The sequence below is a fragment of the Streptomyces sp. NPDC048288 genome, assembly GCF_043201555.1.
Classification (GTDB): Bacteria; Actinomycetota; Actinomycetes; order Streptomycetales; family Streptomycetaceae; genus Streptomyces.
Genome location: NZ_JBICZD010000001.1, coordinates 528,553 through 544,791 on the forward strand (window position 1 = coordinate 528,553; position 16,239 = coordinate 544,791).

General features: G+C 71.7%; 15 protein-coding genes and 1 tRNA gene. 8 read left to right on the forward strand and 8 right to left on the reverse strand.

All coding sequences use genetic code 11. The annotated features are described in order from the left end of the window. The first annotated feature begins 158 nt into the window (after positions 1-158). The 3 genes from ACGFZS_RS02260 to ACGFZS_RS02270 all read left to right on the forward strand — a co-directional run bounded on the left by ACGFZS_RS02260 (position 159) and on the right by ACGFZS_RS02270 (position 4,899). Entirely contained in the window at positions 159-2,270 is a 2,112-nt protein-coding gene (locus ACGFZS_RS02260; RefSeq protein WP_393794104.1) for a transglycosylase domain-containing protein, read from the forward strand. Between the two features lie 52 nt (positions 2,271-2,322). Then, positions 2,323-3,618 carry a hypothetical protein gene (locus ACGFZS_RS02265; protein ID WP_393793526.1) on the forward strand — a complete coding sequence of 432 codons (1,296 nt, stop codon included), beginning with the start codon at positions 2,323-2,325 and terminating at the stop codon, positions 3,616-3,618. A gap of 108 nt (positions 3,619-3,726) precedes the next feature. Further along, complete coding sequence (locus tag ACGFZS_RS02270) at positions 3,727-4,899, forward strand: amidase domain-containing protein (protein WP_359208290.1); 1,173 nt, start codon at positions 3,727-3,729, stop codon at positions 4,897-4,899. Here the strand turns inward: ACGFZS_RS02270 and ACGFZS_RS02275 are convergent. Together ACGFZS_RS02275 and ACGFZS_RS02280 are read right to left on the reverse strand one after the other, a co-directional pair. Beyond that, positions 4,887-5,429, reverse strand: a complete 543-nt coding sequence (locus ACGFZS_RS02275) for a DUF4383 domain-containing protein (protein ID WP_365690305.1) — start codon at positions 5,427-5,429, stop codon at positions 4,887-4,889. The two genes, ACGFZS_RS02270 and ACGFZS_RS02275, sit on opposite strands and share 13 nt — an antisense overlap. A gap of 69 nt (positions 5,430-5,498) precedes the next feature. Next, on the reverse strand, positions 5,499-6,875 hold the full coding sequence (locus ACGFZS_RS02280; RefSeq protein WP_393793527.1) for a hypothetical protein: 1,377 nt from the start codon (positions 6,873-6,875) through the stop codon (positions 5,499-5,501). A gap of 169 nt (positions 6,876-7,044) precedes the next feature. On the opposite strand from ACGFZS_RS02280, the gene ACGFZS_RS02285 reads away from it, so the two are divergent. Next, positions 7,045-7,116 (forward strand) — tRNA-Val (locus ACGFZS_RS02285). 56 nt (positions 7,117-7,172) lie between these two features. Here ACGFZS_RS02285 and ACGFZS_RS02290 read toward each other — a convergent pair. Continuing rightward, a complete protein-coding gene (locus ACGFZS_RS02290; RefSeq protein WP_355710903.1) occupies positions 7,173-7,502 on the reverse strand; it encodes a hypothetical protein in 330 nt (109 codons plus the stop codon). A 168-nt stretch (positions 7,503-7,670) separates the two neighbouring features. On the opposite strand from ACGFZS_RS02290, the gene ACGFZS_RS02295 reads away from it, so the two are divergent. After that, on the forward strand, positions 7,671-8,297 hold the full coding sequence (locus ACGFZS_RS02295; protein WP_393793528.1) for a methyltransferase family protein: 627 nt from the start codon (positions 7,671-7,673) through the stop codon (positions 8,295-8,297). A 22-nt stretch (positions 8,298-8,319) separates the two neighbouring features. Here ACGFZS_RS02295 and ACGFZS_RS02300 read toward each other — a convergent pair whose 3' ends face one another. Beyond that, positions 8,320-9,258 carry an oxidoreductase gene (locus tag ACGFZS_RS02300; protein WP_393793529.1) on the reverse strand — a complete coding sequence of 313 codons (939 nt, stop codon included), beginning with the start codon at positions 9,256-9,258 and terminating at the stop codon, positions 8,320-8,322. Positions 9,259-9,338: 80 nt separating this feature from the next. On the opposite strand from ACGFZS_RS02300, the gene ACGFZS_RS02305 reads away from it, so the two are divergent. Beyond that, positions 9,339-9,929, forward strand: a complete 591-nt coding sequence (locus ACGFZS_RS02305) for a TetR/AcrR family transcriptional regulator (protein WP_393793530.1) — start codon at positions 9,339-9,341, stop codon at positions 9,927-9,929. Positions 9,930-9,963: 34 nt separating this feature from the next. Next, positions 9,964-10,536, forward strand: a complete 573-nt coding sequence (locus ACGFZS_RS02310) for a hypothetical protein (protein ID WP_393793531.1) — start codon at positions 9,964-9,966, stop codon at positions 10,534-10,536. Here ACGFZS_RS02310 and ACGFZS_RS02315 read toward each other — a convergent pair. Continuing rightward, positions 10,533-11,480, reverse strand: coding sequence for a ketopantoate reductase family protein (locus tag ACGFZS_RS02315; protein WP_393793532.1), 948 nt, complete (start codon positions 11,478-11,480; stop codon positions 10,533-10,535). The genes ACGFZS_RS02310 and ACGFZS_RS02315 overlap by 4 nt on opposite strands. 91 nt (positions 11,481-11,571) lie before the next feature. On the opposite strand from ACGFZS_RS02315, the gene ACGFZS_RS02320 reads away from it, so the two are divergent. Beyond that, on the forward strand, positions 11,572-11,817 hold the full coding sequence (locus ACGFZS_RS02320) for a DUF2277 domain-containing protein (protein WP_393793533.1): 246 nt from the start codon (positions 11,572-11,574) through the stop codon (positions 11,815-11,817). Here the strand turns inward: ACGFZS_RS02320 and ACGFZS_RS02325 are convergent. The 3 genes from ACGFZS_RS02325 to ACGFZS_RS02335 form a co-directional block, all read right to left on the reverse strand. Next, positions 11,814-12,416, reverse strand: coding sequence for a DedA family protein (locus tag ACGFZS_RS02325; protein WP_393794105.1), 603 nt, complete (start codon positions 12,414-12,416; stop codon positions 11,814-11,816). The genes ACGFZS_RS02320 and ACGFZS_RS02325 overlap by 4 nt on opposite strands. A 119-nt stretch (positions 12,417-12,535) precedes the next feature. Next, a complete protein-coding gene (locus tag ACGFZS_RS02330; protein ID WP_393793534.1) occupies positions 12,536-14,416 on the reverse strand; it encodes an FAD/NAD(P)-binding protein in 1,881 nt (626 codons plus the stop codon). A gap of 157 nt (positions 14,417-14,573) precedes the next feature. After that, positions 14,574-16,199 carry an alkaline phosphatase D family protein gene (locus ACGFZS_RS02335; RefSeq protein ID WP_393793535.1) on the reverse strand — a complete coding sequence of 542 codons (1,626 nt, stop codon included), beginning with the start codon at positions 16,197-16,199 and terminating at the stop codon, positions 14,574-14,576. Positions 16,200-16,239 lie beyond the last annotated feature (40 nt).

Below are 16,239 nucleotides of genomic sequence, written 5' to 3' on the forward strand. Positions count from 1 at the left end.
ACGAGCTGCACGCCCAGCGGGCCGAGAAGGCCGACGCCGTGAAGGCCGATGCCGTGAAGGCGGGTACGAGCAAGGGCGCGCCGCGCGGGAAGTCGGATCCGCCGACCCATGACGAGACCCTGCACCTGAACGTGGCCGCCCTGCGGGCGGACGTCACGATGCAGATCAGGGTGCCCGAACAGCGGCAGCCGGAGGAGGAGTCGGCGGCCTCCGGCGGTCGTGCCGAGCGGCGCCGCAGCGCCCGCCTCTCGCCCCGGGAACGGGTGCTGGCGGCGGGGGCGGGGATCCGGGCTCTCGTGGGGCCCCGACTCGCGCCCCTGGCGCCGTACGCGCGCAAGCTGCGCCCGCTCTACCCGCGGCCCGGCCGGGCCGGCTGGCGGCGCTGGGTGCCGTCCTGGCGGCAGTGGCTGGGAGGCTTCCTCGGGAGCATCGGCCTGACCGGGCTGTTCCTCGTCGTCGCCTACGCGACCACGGACATACCGTCCAACCTCAACACGTACGCCACCCAGCAGGACAACGTCTACTTCTGGTCCGACGGGACGCCGATGGCCCGGACCGGCTGGGTGCAGCGGCAGGACATGCCGCTCAAGGACATACCCGTGGACGTGCGCTGGGCGGTGCTCGCGGCCGAGAACGAGAGCTTCTACTCCGACCCCGGCATCTCGGTCAAAGGCATAGCCCGGGCCTTGTACCGCACGGTCGGCCAGGGGGACACCGAGGGCGGTTCCACCATTACCCAGCAATACGTGAAGAACGTATATCTCACACAGAACCAGACCGTAAGCCGTAAATTCACCGAAGCGATGATCTCCCTCAAGCTCGACAACAAGATGAGCAAGGACCAGATCCTGGAGGGGTATCTCAACACCAGCTGGTTCGGCCGGGGGACGTACGGCATCCAGCGCGCCGCCCAGGCCTACTACGGCAAGGACGTCGGCCAGCTGAACGCCAGCGAGGCCGCCATGCTCGCCTCGCTGCTCAAGGGGGCCGGGCTCTACGACCCGACGCTCAGCAAGGCCAACCACCAGCGGGCGGTGGAACGCTGGTCCTGGATCCTGGACCGGATGGTCAAGATCGGCAAACTGTCGGCGACCGAGCGGGCCAAGTACAAGAAGTTCCCCGAGCCGATCGAGACCAACAAGGTCTACGACACCGGAAGCCAGAGCGACTACCTGGTCGAACTCGCCCAGCAGTACGCCAAGAAGTCCGCCCACATCTCGGACAAACAGTTCGACCTCGGCGGCTACCAGATCTACACGACCTTCGACCGCAAGAAGGAGGACACGCTCACCAAGGCCGTCACCAAGGCGCGCAAGGCGGCCAAGGAGAGCGACTCCAAACTGGCCGAGGCCGCCCACTACGGCGCCGCCTCGGTCTCGGACGACGGACGGATCGTCGCCGTGTACGGCGGACCCGACCACCGTAAACAGGGCTACAACGAGTCCAACTCCACCACCGTCCCGGCCGGCACCTCCTTCCTGCCCTTCGTCTACGCCGCCGGCCTCCAGAACGGCGTCCACAAGCAACGCGGCGGATCCGCCACCGAGGTCACCCCCGAGACGCTCTACGACGGCGACGACAAGGTCCCCGTCACCACCCCGGACGGGCCGTACTGGGACCGCAGCGGCAAGAAGGTCTTCGCGAACAACGACAACGGCACGTCCTACGGGCAGATCAGCCTGGGCAAGGCCCTCGCCCAGTCCGTGAACACCCCCTTCATGCAGCTCGGCATGGACACCGGGCTCGACAAGGTGCGCTCCACCGCGGTCGCCTCCGGGCTGCTCTCCGACAGCATCGGAGCCCAGGTGCCCGCCCTCTCCATGGGCAGCTCCACGCCCAGCGCGATCCGTATGGCGGGCGGCTACGCCACGTTCGCGGCCGGCGGCACCCACACCGAGCCGTACTCCGTCTCCAAGATCACCCGCAATGGCCACCGGGTCGCCCTGGACACCCCGCAGCCGACCCGCGCGGTCCGCGACGACGTGGCCGAGGACGTCGAGCAGGCCCTCACCGAATCGTTCCGCCTGGCCCATCCGACCACCGCGCTCACCAGCACGGCGGCCGGAAAGGCGGGTGACACCCTTGCCACCAGTGACAAGGACACCGCCTCCTGGTACACCGGCACGGTCTCGAAGGTGACGACGTCGGTCGTCGTCTACCGCATCGACCTGAACAAGTCCCTGGAGCCGCTCCCGCTCAAGGGACTGGCCGGAACCGGCACCGACAACGTCCCGTACACGGTCTGGGCACAGGCCATGGGCCTTGACTGACCACCAAGGCCCCGACGCTCCCCACGCCACCCACCCGCAGAATGAGCCGCGCATGAAGCCCCGCACGAAGTCGACAACCGGCGGCCGACGCCGCAAGGCGCCCGCCCGCGACCGCCGTCCAGCCCGCCCGGAGTTCCTGACCCTGGCCGCCTTCCTGGTCGTCGCCTCCCTCGTCGCGGGCTACCTGGTGCTGACCAAGCAGGACGACACCGCCCCCACCGCCTCCGGCACCAAGAAGGCCAGCCCCTCGGCGTCGGCCTCGCCCAAGTGGGACGGCAAGACCAAGATCCTCGGCGACGGCTCCACCTCCTACACCGGACCGCAGAAGGACCAGCTGAAGCCCGAGAAGCTCAAGCCGGGGGAGAAGCCGCCCCAGTTCGTCGTCTTCTCCTGGGACGGCGCGCTCCAGGGCGACGACGAACTCTTCTCGCACTACCGGGAGATGGCCAAGGAGTACAACGCCCACATGACCTTCTTCCTCACCGGCATCTACCTGCTGCCCAAGAGCAAGAAGACCCTCTACACCGGCCCCATGCACCAGCCCGGCGACGCCGCCATCGACTACGCCACCGACGCGCACATACGCACCACCCTGGAGCAGCTCCGCGAGGCGTACAACCAGGGCAACGAGATCGGCACCCACTTCAACGGCCACTTCTGCGAGGCCAAGGGCGGCGGCGAATGGAGCGTCGCCCAGTGGAAGAGCGAGATCGACCAGTTCTTCGAGTTCACCGAGAACTGGAAGACCAACACCGGCTTCAAGGACATACCCGCCCTGCCCTTCGACTTCAAGCAGGAGGTCGTCGGCGGCCGCGCCCCCTGCCTGGAGGGCCAGCCCAACCTGCTCAAGGCCCTCCAGAAGTACGGCTACAACTGGAAGTACGACGCCAGCTCCCCCGGCGACCTCCAGATATGGCCCTCCAAGAAGGACGGCCTCTGGAACTTCCCGCTGCAGATGGTGCCGTACGGCGACAAGATCCAGTCACTCTCGATGGACTTCAACTTCCTCTACAACCAGTCCAACGGCGAGACCGACGGCGACCCCTCCCAGTACGCCACCTGGGAACAGCAGACCGTCGACGCCTACATGAACGGCTTCAACCGCGTCTACTACGGCAGCCGCGCCCCGCTGTTCATCGGCAACCACTTCGAGAACTGGAACGGCGGCATCTACATGAAGGCCATCGACCAGGTCGTCCCGAAGATATGCACCAAGAAGGGCGTCAAGTGCGTGTCCTTCAAGGAGCTCTCCGACTGGCTCGACGCCCAGGACCCGGAGACCCTGGCCCGGCTGCGCTCCCTGGACCCGGCACAGGCCCCGGCGGACTGGTCCTCGATCGTCAAGTGAGGCGCGCGGAGGGCTGATTCCAGTTCTGCAACCCCCTTCACAGGAGTCACACACGTCGTGCGAAGATGCCGTCGCCCGGTAGGTGTACCGGCGTAGAGGGGAACACCATTGAAATCCAGAAAACTGAGCCGTAAGCGGAGCCGTACGGCCATAGTCACGGCGGCGGCTGCCTCGGTCGTCGCCGGCGTCGCCCTCGTGCCCAACTGGAGTGCGGGAGCGGCCGTCGTCGACGACCCGACCGTGGACGCCGCGACCAAGGCGACCTTCCAGAAGCTGGCCGACGCGGTCTTCACCGACCGCACCCAGGCTCTGGTCCAGGGGGCTTCGAAGAAGCAGCAGACGTCCCGCTTCTCCGGCGACGTCCGGCTCTCCAGCACGCAGTCGCGCGACGAGGACTCCGCGCTGACCCAGCTGCGCGGCCGCCAGAGCCGCATCGCCAAGGCCGGCGAGACGTACAGCACCGCCAGCACCAAGGTCACGCTCGACGCGACCCGGGTCACCGGCCGCACCGCCAAGGCCGACGTCACCGAGACCACGACGCTGACCTACGCGAAGGCCACCGGCAGCGAGCCGAAGACCACCGGCTTCCAGGCCCACCACGAGCTGACCTTCAAGGCCGACCAGCGGGGCACCTGGCAGCTGACCACCATCAAGGACACGGACGACGGCGGCCTCGCCGTCAACACCCTGTCCAAGCCCGCGGTCAAGGCGCCCGCCACCGGCGACGACGGCAACACCACGCCGGACGCCCCGCGCGCCGCCACCACCCGCAACCCGGTGGCCGTACCGAAGACGCTGACCGGCGGCACGTACGACTACAAGGCGATGGCCACCTACGCCGAGAAGTACTGGAACAACTACAACACGGACTACCCGGACTTCAACGGCCACGGAGCGGGCGGCGACTGCACCAACTTCGTCAGCCAGTCCCTGAAGGCCGGCGGCTGGAAGCACGTCCCGGGCTACGTCTACGACTACACCAAGTGGTTCGGCAACGCCGACATCCAGTCGGACTCGTTCGTCGGCGTCAACGAGTGGTCCTGGTTCGCCCAGAACTCCAAGCGGACCACCCCGCTCGCCAACGTCTACCAGGCCGAGGTCGGCGACGTCATCCAGGTCGACTTCGACCGGGACGGCTCGAAGGACCACACGATGATCGTGACGTACAAGAGCAACGGCGTCCCGTACGTCACGTACCACTCCAACAACACCTACCGCAGGTCGCTGGCGAGCCTCATCGCGTCGTACCCGAACGCGTACTACTACGCCTACCGCACCTGATCACCGGTGATCTCGGCCCGCTGCTCCGCCTCGGGGTGGCGGGCCCGCCAGTACGGGTTGTCGTGCGGCAGGTTCGTACTGACCCTGCCGTACATCCCGAACACCATCAGCACCAGCCCCACCACAAAACTGAACAGCACGTTCTGGATCCTGAACGCCAGGAAGTTCGAGTCCGTGCCGAGCAGGCCCAGGAACAGGAAGCCGTTCAGGATGAACAGCACCCCCAGGACCATGTTCAGCGTCGACGCGAAGTTCCCGCCGATCACCATCCCGACGAACAGCAGCAGCCCGACACAGATCGACAGCACGCTCAGCGAACCGTTGGTGTTCAGGCCGATCGCGGTGTTCCCGCCCGTGTCGAAGAAACCGATGTTGTCGGTGAGCCCGAGGATCCCGAAGGCCAGCAGGAACAGGCCCATCAGGCCCGCCCCGATCCGGTAGACCCGGTTCAGACGGTGATCGACGGGCAACGCCTCGTCAAAATCGATCTTCCGCCGCCGCGTCCCCGGGTGCGTCACGTGTGAGGCCATGTCCGCCTCCTGCTGTCGAGTGCGGGTCGCCTACCCAATATCCGCCCGCGCCGACCGCTCGGCAACGGCTCACGGATGCCCGGTGCCCCGGTCCTCCCGGATCTGCCCGACCACCCGCGCCACGCCCTGCCGCACCGCTTCCGTCTCCGTCAGGAAATGCCAGTAGTCGGGGTGGCGCCCCTCCAGCGTCCCGACCGCCCGGTCCAGCCGCGCCACCGCGTCGTCCAGCGGCCGCGCGTGCCGCGGATCGGGACTGGTCCGCCCGGCCATCGCCAGCCGCTGCGCGTCCCGGATCGCGAACCTGGTGCGATCGATCTCCGCCTGCGGATCCTTCTGTACGGCGTTCAGCCGCCCCAGCCGGTCACCGGCCGCGGACACCGCCTCGTCCGTACTGTTGAGCAGCGCCCGCACGGTGGACAGCAGCGACGTGGCGTCCGCCCACTTCTGCGCGTCCCGCGCGGCCTGCGCCTCCGTCAGCTTCAGCTCGGCCTGCCGGACGTTCTCCACGGCCTGCCGGGGCACCTGCTGCAGATCCTGCCAGCAGGCCGCCGAGAACCGCCGCCGCAGCTCGCTCAGCACCGGATCGACCTGCCCGGCCCGGGTCGTCAACGCCTGCGCCCGGGTCCGCAGACTCACCAGCCGGTGATCGATCTCGGCGGCCCGCTCCGGCAGCCGCTCCGCCTCGACCCGGATCGCCTCGGCCTCCCGCTGCACCCGCCCGGCCCGCTCCAGCGTCGCCTGCACACCGTGTTGTCCGGCCCCCTGGTTCAGCTTCGTCAGCTCCGGTGACAGCGCCGCCAGCCGGGCCGCCAGGTCATCGGCCCGGAGCCGGGTCTCCCGCACGGCGTCCAGCGCGTTGCTCGCCGCCAGCAGCGCCTGCCGGGCCCGCTCCACGGCCGGCGCCAGCCGCGCCAGCTGCGTCTCGGCCTTGCCGAGCAGCGGCCCCAGCGACTCCCCGAACCGGTCCAGCTCCCGCTTGACCCCGACCAGCTCGTCCTTGGCCCGGTTCAGCTCCCCGCGCGCCCGGGACGCCGTCGACGCCTCCAGGTCGTCCCGGTCCAGGTCATAGGCGTCGATCGCCTGGATGTACCGATTGCTGACCTCGTCGATCCGCTGCCCCAGCGCCCCGAAGTCGGCCACGGCCCGACGGGCCGCCGGCGAGTCGTCGACCGCGGAGATGGTCTCTATGGAGATCCGCAGATCCCGCTGGGCGCTGTCCAGCTCGTAGAACGCGGCCGCCGCCGCGTCCTTCGCCGCCTGCGCCTCCACCCGCTGCCCCTCGGCCCGCCCCCCGAACCACCGCCGCGTCCCCCCACCCGCGAACGCACCGGGGACCACGAGGACGGCCAGCAGCGGCAGGGCGACCAGGGTGAGGGAGTCCCGGAGCAGCCTGGAGCGTGGGGGAGGTGAATACGACTGCCCGGGTGTCGCCGATGTCGCCGTCACTTCCCTCTCCCGTGCCGCGGTGCGCCCAGTGTTCTGGCGGTGATGACATTGTCCCACCCGGGGAAGACGAACACACGGGCCGGTCAGTTCGCGGTTTGTGAGAACAGAACAGCCCGGATACGTGTTTGCGGGGCAGTGCCTCGGGCAATGTAGGCTGTCGACTCGTCCCGGGTGCGTAGCTCAGGGGTAGAGCGGCTGCCTTACAAGCAGCATGTCGGCGGTTCGAAACCGTCCGCGCCCACGTCAGGAAGACGACAAGAAGACCCCGGCTGTTGCGGCCGGGGTCTTCTCGTGTTGTCAGTCCTCCTTGTGCGCGTGCTTGAGGCGGCTTCGGGCGTCCATGCGGTCCGGTGCCGTGACGTCCGCCCAGAAGCGGTGGCCGCTGACGAACACGGCGAGTTCGTGCTCGCGGCGGCGCAGCTTCTCCACCTCCGCCTGTTGGTCGTCGGTCCAGCCCGGGGAGGCGGGGCGCTCCACCTTGCGCCAGCCGCCCTTGTCGCTGAATCCGTCCAGCGGCTCGACCGACCAGGGGAGCCGCTTCAGCAGGGCCGACAACTCGGCCCGGACCTGATGCAGCTCCTCCTGACCGGCGAGGAGGTCACTCGGAAAGTCATAGGTCGCAGCCACGCGGCAATGGTACGCCTGTTCGAATTTGGGTGGCGAGCTTGTTCGTGGGGTTCATGTGTTCGAGGCTCGGGGGCGCCGGTCGTCGGGGGTCTCCATCTGTGGGTGGAGGGTTCTCCATCGACCCGTGGGTGCTGGTGACCGGTTGGGTGGTCGGGGGAGCCTTGGGGCATGGGTTCACTTCACTCGGCGCTGGTCGCTGTCGCCTATGTCTGCGTGCTGGTCTTCGTCGTGGCCTGGATCGCGGGGGCCGTCTACTTCGGTGTGAAGAGCCGGGCCGGTGTGCGCGGCTGGGTGCGGGGGCTGCGTCGCACGCTGCCGCGGCGGGTGCTGCTGGTGGCGGGTGCGTGGGTGTTCTCGTGGGCGGTCGGGCGTTCCGGGGGGTTCTGGCGGCAGCTGCGGTACTGGCAGCCGGAGCTGGCGCTGCTGGGGGCGTTGATCGCCGTCGCCTCCACCGGGCTGCTGCTGTGGGCCCGGTGGGTGCTGGGCACGATGTGGGCGAGTGTTCCGACGGTCCAGGAGCACCACGAGCTGCGCACGGACGGGCCGTACCGGCTGGTCCGTCACCCCATCTACACCGGGCTGCTCGGGCTGGTCGTCGGCGCCATGCTGGCCTGCGGCTTCGGTGTCTGGACGGCCGTCCTGGCGGTCGCCGTGCCGTGGCTGCTGCGCCGGGTCCGGATCGAGGACGGGCTGATGGCCGGGCTGTTCGGGGCCTCGTACGACGCCTACCGCGCCCGTGTCCCGGCGCTGATCCCCCGAATACGCCCCGTCGCCGGGGTGGCGCGGCGGTCGTGACGCCGGTGGTGGCGGTGGGGGGTCAGGCGTGGGGGCTGGGTGTGCGGAGTCGTTCGGGGAAGGGTGTGCCGGTCAGTTCCTCGGAGACCGTCCAGAGGCGGCGGGCGGTGTCGGGGTCGCCCGCCGCCGCGGAGCGGCCGACGAGGGTGGGGGCGCCGCGCTGTTCGCCGAGGCCGTCGGGGCCGACGTAGGAGCCGCCGGGGAGGTCCCGGGTCGCGGCGTACAGGGTCTTGGCGGCGCCCGCCGTGCCGTCCTGGCCGACGAGGCGGTTCATCGCCCGCATGAGGACGCGGCGGCCGGGGCTGCGGTCGTGGCGCTGGAGGCCGGTGGTGGCGTGGCCGGGATGTGCGGCCAGGGCGCGGACGGGGGAGCCGGCGGCGGTGAGGCGGCGCTGCAGCTCCAGGGTGAAGAGGAGGTTGGCCAGCTTGGACTGGGCGTAGGCGCGGACCGGGGTGTACTCGCCGGCCAGGTCCAGGTTGTCGAAGCGGATCCGGGTGCCGGGGACCTTGTGGCCGTTGGAGGCGACGGTCACCACGCGGTCGGTGAGGTACGGCAGCAGCAGGTTCGTCAGGGCGAAGTGGCCCAGGTGGTTGGTGCCGAACTGGGTCTCGAAGCCGTCCTTGGTGCGGGACTCGGGGACGTTCATGATGCCCGCGTTGTTGATGAGCAGGTCCAGGTCCCCGTGCCAGTCCTCGGCGAACCGGCGGACGGAGGCGAGGTCGGCCAGGTCCAGCCGGCGCACCTCCAGGGTGCCGCGGGCGTCCGTGACGGTGCGGGCGGCGTCCTCGCCGCGGTCGGTGTCCCGTACGGCGAGGACGACATGGGCGCCGGCGCGGGCCAGGCCGTCGACGGTGGCGAGGCCGAGGCCGCTGTTGGCGCCGGTGACCACGGCGGTGCGGCCGGTCAGGTCGGGGAGGTCGAGGAGGGCGGGGAGGGCGGTGGTGTGTGAAGGCTTGGTCATGGCGTCAATGTATTCAGTGAATACAATGTAGTCAATGATTACAATGTAGGTATCGATCACATAGAGGTAGGGTGATCCGCATGAAGACCCGCCCCTACCACCACGGAGACCTCCGTGCCGCGCTGCTGAGCCATGCCGAGCAGGGGCTGCGCGAGAAGGGGCCGGGGGCGCTGTCGCTGCGGGAGCTGGCCCGTGAGGCCGGGGTCAGCCCGGGGGCGCCGAGCCGGCACTTCCGGAACAAGCAGGCGCTGCTGGACGCGCTGGCGCTGGAGGGGTTCGACCGGCTCACGGCCGTGCTGACGGGGGCGGTGGAGCGGGCCGGCGAGGCGTTCGCGGACCGGCTCGCCGCGCTCGCCCGCGGCTACCTCGCCTTCACCGCCGGCAACGCGGCCCTGCTGGACCTGATGTACACGACGAAGTACGACGCCGACGCCTCCGGCGAACTGACCGCGGCCACCCGGCGGTTGTCCGCCGTGGCCTCGGGGCTGATCGAGCACGGGCAGCGCCGGGGCGAGGTCCGCGAGGGGCCCGTGGAGCGCGTCGCCCTGCCGCTGATGGCCGCGTTGCAGGGCCTCGGCACCCTCGCCACCACCGGCGCGCTGCCCCCGGAGCGGATCGAACAGAGCCTGGACGACACGGTCGCGTTCCTGCTGCGTGGGTACGCGCCCTGAGCCCGCGACGCGGGAGAACGGAAGAAGGAGAAGGATGAGCGGGCAGCAGCCGACGTTCGTGAAGGTGTGCGGGCTCACCCAGGAGCAGCAGATCGACTGGGCGGTGGAGTTGGGGTACGACGCGATCGGGATCGTCGTGACCCCGAAGAGCAAGCGGTACTGCCCGCCCGAGCGCGCCGTGCAGCTCGCCGGGTACGCCCGGGGGCGGATCCCGGTCTTCGCCGTGGCCCTGACCCACGCCGAGACGGCCGGGGTCGCCGAGCACGTCGACACCGTCCAGATCTACGAGACGGCCGACATCCCGAACCTCGCCCTCGCCTCCGGCAGCCCGCCCGAGAAGCCGGAGGCCCTGCAGTACTTCTTCTACGACGCCAGCGCGGGCAGCGGTGTGTTCGCGGACATCCCCGACTGGGTCCGGGAGCTGCCCGGGCGGGTGGTGATCGCCGGCGGCCTCGACGAGCACAACGTGGCTTCGGTGATCGAGGAGTTCGGCCCCTACGGCGTGGACGTCTCCAGCAGCGTCGAGACCGCGCCGGGGGTCAAGAGCCGCGAGAAGATGGCCGCCTTCCTCGCCGCGGCCCGGACCCCCGGGCGGCACACCGCCTAACGGGCGGCCGCGCGCAACTCCCGTACGATCCGGGCCGTCACCGGCACGGGGACGCCGTGCCGGTCCGCCGCGCGCAGCAGGGCGCTGCCGATCGCGTCGAGTTCGAGCGGGCGGCCGGCCTCGGCGTCGCGCTGCATCGAGGACTTCATGGCGGGCGGGAAGGCGTCGTAGCGGGCCAGGGCCTGGGCCGGGTCGACGGGGGCGCCGCAGGCGCGGCTGACCGCGGCGGTCTCGGCGAGGAGCGAGGCCAGTTCCTCGCGGTGCCGGGTGCGGGCCTCGCCGAGGGGGAGGGCGTAGCGGGTGGTGAGGAGGGCGAGGGGGGCGAGGAAGGACATCTTCGCCCAGAGGGCCGTGGTCTCGTCCTCCAGGACACGGGTGGCGGGGCCGGCGGCGGTGAGGGCCTCGGCGAGGGAGTCCAGACGGGGGCGGGGGACCTTGGCGCCGGTCAGGTCGATCTCCGCGAAGGGGCTGGTGTGTTCGACCAGACCCGGGGCCACCCGGGTCGACTCGACGCGGATCACGGACGGCGCCACCCGGTCCTCGGCGTAGCGGGCGCGCAGCAGCGCGGGGTGTTCGACGCCGTTCAGGAACGGCACCAGCAGGGCGCCGCCGAGGGCCGCGGGCGGGATCCGGGTGAGCGCCGCGTCCAGGGCGGTGGCCTTGACGGTGATCAGGCAGGCGTCGACCGGTTCCCGGAGGGTCGTGCCGGCCTCGACGGGGGCCGTGAAGTCGCCGTACGCGGTGCTGCGGACCTGGATTCCGCCGGTGCGCAGGGTGTGCGCCGTCTCCTCGCCGGACAGGCACAGGACGCGGTGGCCGGCGCGGGAGAGCAGGGCGGCGAGCAGGCCGCCGACGCCGCCGGGGCCCAGGACGGCGACGGTGAGCCGGGGGCCCGGTGTGCGCGGGGTCCGCGGCGGGTGCGGTGAGTTCGACTCGTGCGTCATGGAGTTGTCCTCTCGTCGGTCGGCCCCGGGAGCGGTGGCCGCCTCGGGAAGATCCTCGCAGGAGGCAGGGGGGCTGCGGGAGACTGGGGACATGTGCCGGAGTATCAAGACCCTGCGTCCGCCCCAGCTGCCCGAGGAGGCCACGGAGGAGGAGATCCGTGCCGCCGCGTTGCAGTACGTACGGAAGGTGTCCGGGTTCCGGGCGCCGGCCGCGCACAACCGGGAGGTGTTCGAGCGGGCGGTGGCGGCGGTCGCCGAGGCCACCGCCGAGCTGCTGGACGGGCTGGAGGTGCGGGGACAGGCGGTGCGGGGCGCCGCGGGCGAGGGCGCGGCCTAGGCCGGACGGCGTCTTCGCATCAGGTAGCCCGCGCCGGCGCCCGCCGCGAACAGCGCGGCGACCGACACCGCGGTCGCCACCCAGGTCGCGCCCAGCCACTGCGCGCCCAGGTAGCCGAGGGCGACGCTGTAGACCGCCCAGGTCAGGCCCGCCAGGGCGGACCAGGGGAGGAAGTCGCGGACGCTGCGGTGGGTGGCGCCGGCGCCGAGGGAGACGAGCGAGCGGCCGGCCGGGGCGAAGCGGGCCAGCACGACCAGGGCGCCACCGCCCCGGGCCAGGGCGTCGCCGAGACGTTCCTGCGCCTTGCTCAGCCGCCGGGAACGGGCGATCGCGCGGTCCAGGCGGGCCCCGCCGCGCCGGGCCAGCCGGTAGGCGACCAGGTCGCCGAGGACCGACGCGGTGGCCGCGCAGAAGGTCAGCGCCAGGATGTCGGGTACGACGTGCGGGACCTTCCCGGCCGAGGCGCCGGTGCCCGCCGCCGCTGCCGTCGCCGCGGTGATGACCAGGACCCCGCTGGGCAGGACCGGCAGGAACACATCAAGCAGCACGGAGAGCGCCACCATGGCGTAGATCCAGGGCCCGGCCTCCAGCGACCCCATACTTTCCCACACGACGGTTCCCCCGTGATTGTCCTGTTGCGCCCCCCGACGACAGCCATACAGCGTACGCCGGGGGTGTGACAGGAGTGTCACGGGGGGCACTTGAGTTCGGCAAAGGGTTATACGGACACCGGCGTGTCACGGCCGCCCCTGCCCGTCGGCGTCCCCGCCTCCGCCGCGGCCGTACGCAGCACCGCCCGGGCGATCGCGTCGGCGTCCGACAGCGTCACCGAGTCCACGCCCGGACGGGCCCCGGCCGCGGTCACCCAGTGCACCCCCTCGGTGGGGACGCCGAAGGCCAGCCGCCGGGGGTGCGGCAGGCCCTGGCGGTCGACCAGGTGGTAGGGGCGTGCCGTCACGTCCAGGCCGCCGGTCTCGTGGCCGTCGACCGTGTGCGGGCGGCAGGCGCCCTCGCGCACCAGCGCGGCCAGCAGTTCGTCCGCCGTGCGGCGCAGGTCGGGCTCCGGGAGGCGGGCCTCGATGAGCGTGGTCACCCGGACCGCCGAGCCGGGCACCTCGGCCGAGCGCGCGACCCAGGCGCCGTCCTCCCGGCCGACCTCCAGGCCCGGGCCCAGCACCTCCACCACGCCCGCCTCCAGCAGCGCGGTCAGTTCCTCGATACGGCGGCGGGGCGGGCCGATGGACAGGAACGCGTTGAGCGGGGTGTACCAGCCGTCCAGGTGGGTGCGGCGGGAGGGGCCGGTCAGGCCGCCGTGGTCGACGACCAGCCGTATCTCGTTGCGCAGGTCCCGCAGCACGTCCAGGGCGGCCTTCAGCGGGCCGCGCACATTGCCGAGGGCGGCCTGCGCCGCGTCCTCGCGCAGATGGCCGAGGAGCCAGCCGCGCCACTGCGCGGGATCCGTGAACCCCCGCTCCCCGTAAGGGCGCTGGAGGCGCTCCCAGGACCAGCGGACGGCCTCCGGGACGCCGGCCGCGTCGAGTACGGCCGCCTCCGCGCCCCGGCCGTCGGCGGCGAGGAAGCGCTCGGGGAACTCCGGGTCGCCGGTCAGGGCGGTGTAGTACACCGTCTCCACCTCCTTCGCGACCAGCGGCCAGACCTCCGCGAGGAAGTCGGGCGCCTCGCCGGAGTCCGCGCGTTTGCGGAAGCCCGCGATCGCCTCGGGGGTGAGCAGGAGCGGGGTGTGACGGCCGTACGGGCCCTTGGCGTTGTCGCCGCGCGCCTGGTACGGGACGCCCCGCCGGGAGCCCGCGTACAGCCGGGGCTCGCGGCCGGAGGGGGTGTAGCGCAGGCCGCCGCCGGGGGTGCGGGCGAAACGGCCGCCCCGGCCGGTGGTCAGCAGGGCCAGGTGGTCGAAGAAGTTGAGGCCGAGGCCGCGCAGCAGCACCGGTTCGCCGGGCGCGATCGGGGTGAGGTCTACGTCGGCCGGGTTGGCGGGCGGGAGGTGACGCAGGCCGTGCCGGGCGGCGTGGGCGGACAGGAGGCGTTCCTCGGGGGACGCGGTCGCCGGGAGGTGGCCCTGGGCAAGGACCACCGCCGCCAGGCCGGGCAGGGTGCGGCCGTCGTCGAGGGTGAGCGTCTGGCGGCCGTCGGGGTCGTCGCCGAGGTGTACGGCCAGGCCGCGATGGGTCCGTATCCGGACCGTCCGCGGTGCCCGGGCCGCCGTGCTCGTGAACACCCACTCCAGGTAGCGGCCGTAGTGGGCGCGGGTCGGGTAGTCGTCGGGGCCCAGCTCGCCGGCCGCCCACGCGTGCAGGCTGGGGCCGGGCCGGATCGGGCCCGAGCAGTCCACGCTGTCGTCGGTGAACAGGGTGACCTGGCTCGCCACGGTGTTCATCAGCAGCTCCGCCGACTGCGCCGTCCGCCAGACCCGGCCCGGGCCGGGCGGCGCGGGGTCGATCACATGGACCGTGAGGTGCCGCCCCGGGGGCAGCAGCTCGGGGGCGGAGGCGCAGAGGCGTTCCAGGACGCTGGTGCCGCGCGGGCCGGCGCCGACCAGGGCGACGGAGACCGGCACGGATTCCTGGGGCGAGGAGGACAAGGACGTGACTCCCGGGCTGTGGGTGCGCAGGGCAGGAAGACCGTCCCCGCACCGATGACCGCGGGACATCCGCGAACATCGGAAGCGGACGGTCCGCCTCATCATGCCGTTGCGGTTAACAGAAGCCAACGCGCGCCCCACACGCCGCAGTTGTCCCTCATGAGGTGGTGAGGGCGGACTCCTCCACGGTCTCCAGGCCGCCGTCGCGACGGGCCCGCTCCAGCCGCAGCCGGGCCGAACGGCCGTGCAGCGTCAGCGTCATGAGCTGGTTGCCGAACCACGGCCCGCCCCTCTTCCGCCATGTCACCGGCGGTCGCGCACAGCCCCCGTGCCGGGCGAACCGGCGCCCGAGGAACCGGGCCAGGGCGCTCCAGCCGAACCGGAAACCGGCCCGTATCGTCGCCGGCACGGAGTTGTGCACGGGGGAGCACGTGAGTTGCAGCACACGGGAGTCGAGCGGGGCCCCGGCGGGCCACGAGGGTTCGGCGATGTACGCGTGGTGGACGTCCCCGGAGAGCACGCAGATGGTCGCGGGCGCCTCCGGGCCGGAACCGGTGCGGGCGAACAGGTCGGCCAGTTCCGCGAAGGACGCCGGGAAGGCCGCCCAGTGCTCCAGGTCCGCCGCCCGGCGCAGCCGCTCCCCGAACTCCGCCCAGCGGGCGCCCCGTTCACCCCGGCACAGCGCCGCGTCCCAGGTCTCGACGTCGTGGATGAGGTGCGGCAGCAGCCAGGGCAAGGAGGTGCCGACCAGGAGATGGTCGTACGACTCCCGGTCGGCCAGCGCCTGTTCGCGCAGCCACTCGGCCTCGCCGGGGTCGAGCATGGAACGGTTCCGCTCGTCCAGCACCCGGGCCGCCCGGGTGTCCACCATCAGCAGCCGCACCCGCCCGAAGTCCCGCCGGTAGCTCCAGCGCACCGAGGCGGGGTCGGCGTCCGCCTTGGCGGCGAAGGCGCGCAACGCGTCGGTGCCGTCGGGGGAGTCGAGCACGGCGGCGTACAGCGGGTCGGCGGCCAGCTCGGCCGGGGAGAGGTTGCCGAGGTGCTGGTGCACCCAGTACGACATCAGCCCGCTCAGCAGCCGCTCCTGCCACCACGGGGTGGTCCGCATGTCGGCGAGCCAGGCGGCGGAGGTGTTCCAGTCGTCGATCACGTCGTGGTCGTCGAAGATCATGCAGCTGGGCACCGTGGAGAGCAGCCAGCGCACCTCGGGGTCGAGCCAGGACTCGTAGTAGAGGCGGGTGTACTCCTCGTAGTCCGCGACCTCGGCGCCGGGCGGGTCCGCGAGGCCGCGGCGGGCGGCCAGCCAGCGGCGGGTCGCCTCCGAGGTCTCGTCGGCGTACACCTGGTCGCCCAACAGCAGCAGCACGTCGGGCCGTTCACCGCCGGCGGCGAGGCGCGCGGCGAGGCTGTCGAGGGCGTCGGGGCCGACCGGGTCGTGGCCGTCGGCCGGGGGCGCGGCCCAGCGGCAGGAGCCGAAGACCACGTCGAGGCGGTCGCCCTCCGCCGGGACGCGGATCACCGAGGGCGGGAACCGGGAGTCGGGCAGCGGCCACACCCGGGTGCCGTCCAGGATCACCTCGTACGGCGGTGAGGTGCCCGGGGTCAGTCCGGTGACCGGGACGAGGGCGTAGTGGTGGCCCGCCACCTGGAAGGTGCGCGCGGTGCCGCCGGCACCGTCCGGGCAGCGCACCTCGGCGGTGCACGGACGGCTCGCCTCGACCCAGACGGTCGCCGACGAGCCGTCGGTGTACCTCAGCAGCGGCCCCAGGCGCAGTTCGGCCACGATCCCCTCCTCCGTCGCCCCGTACGGTACGGAACGACGG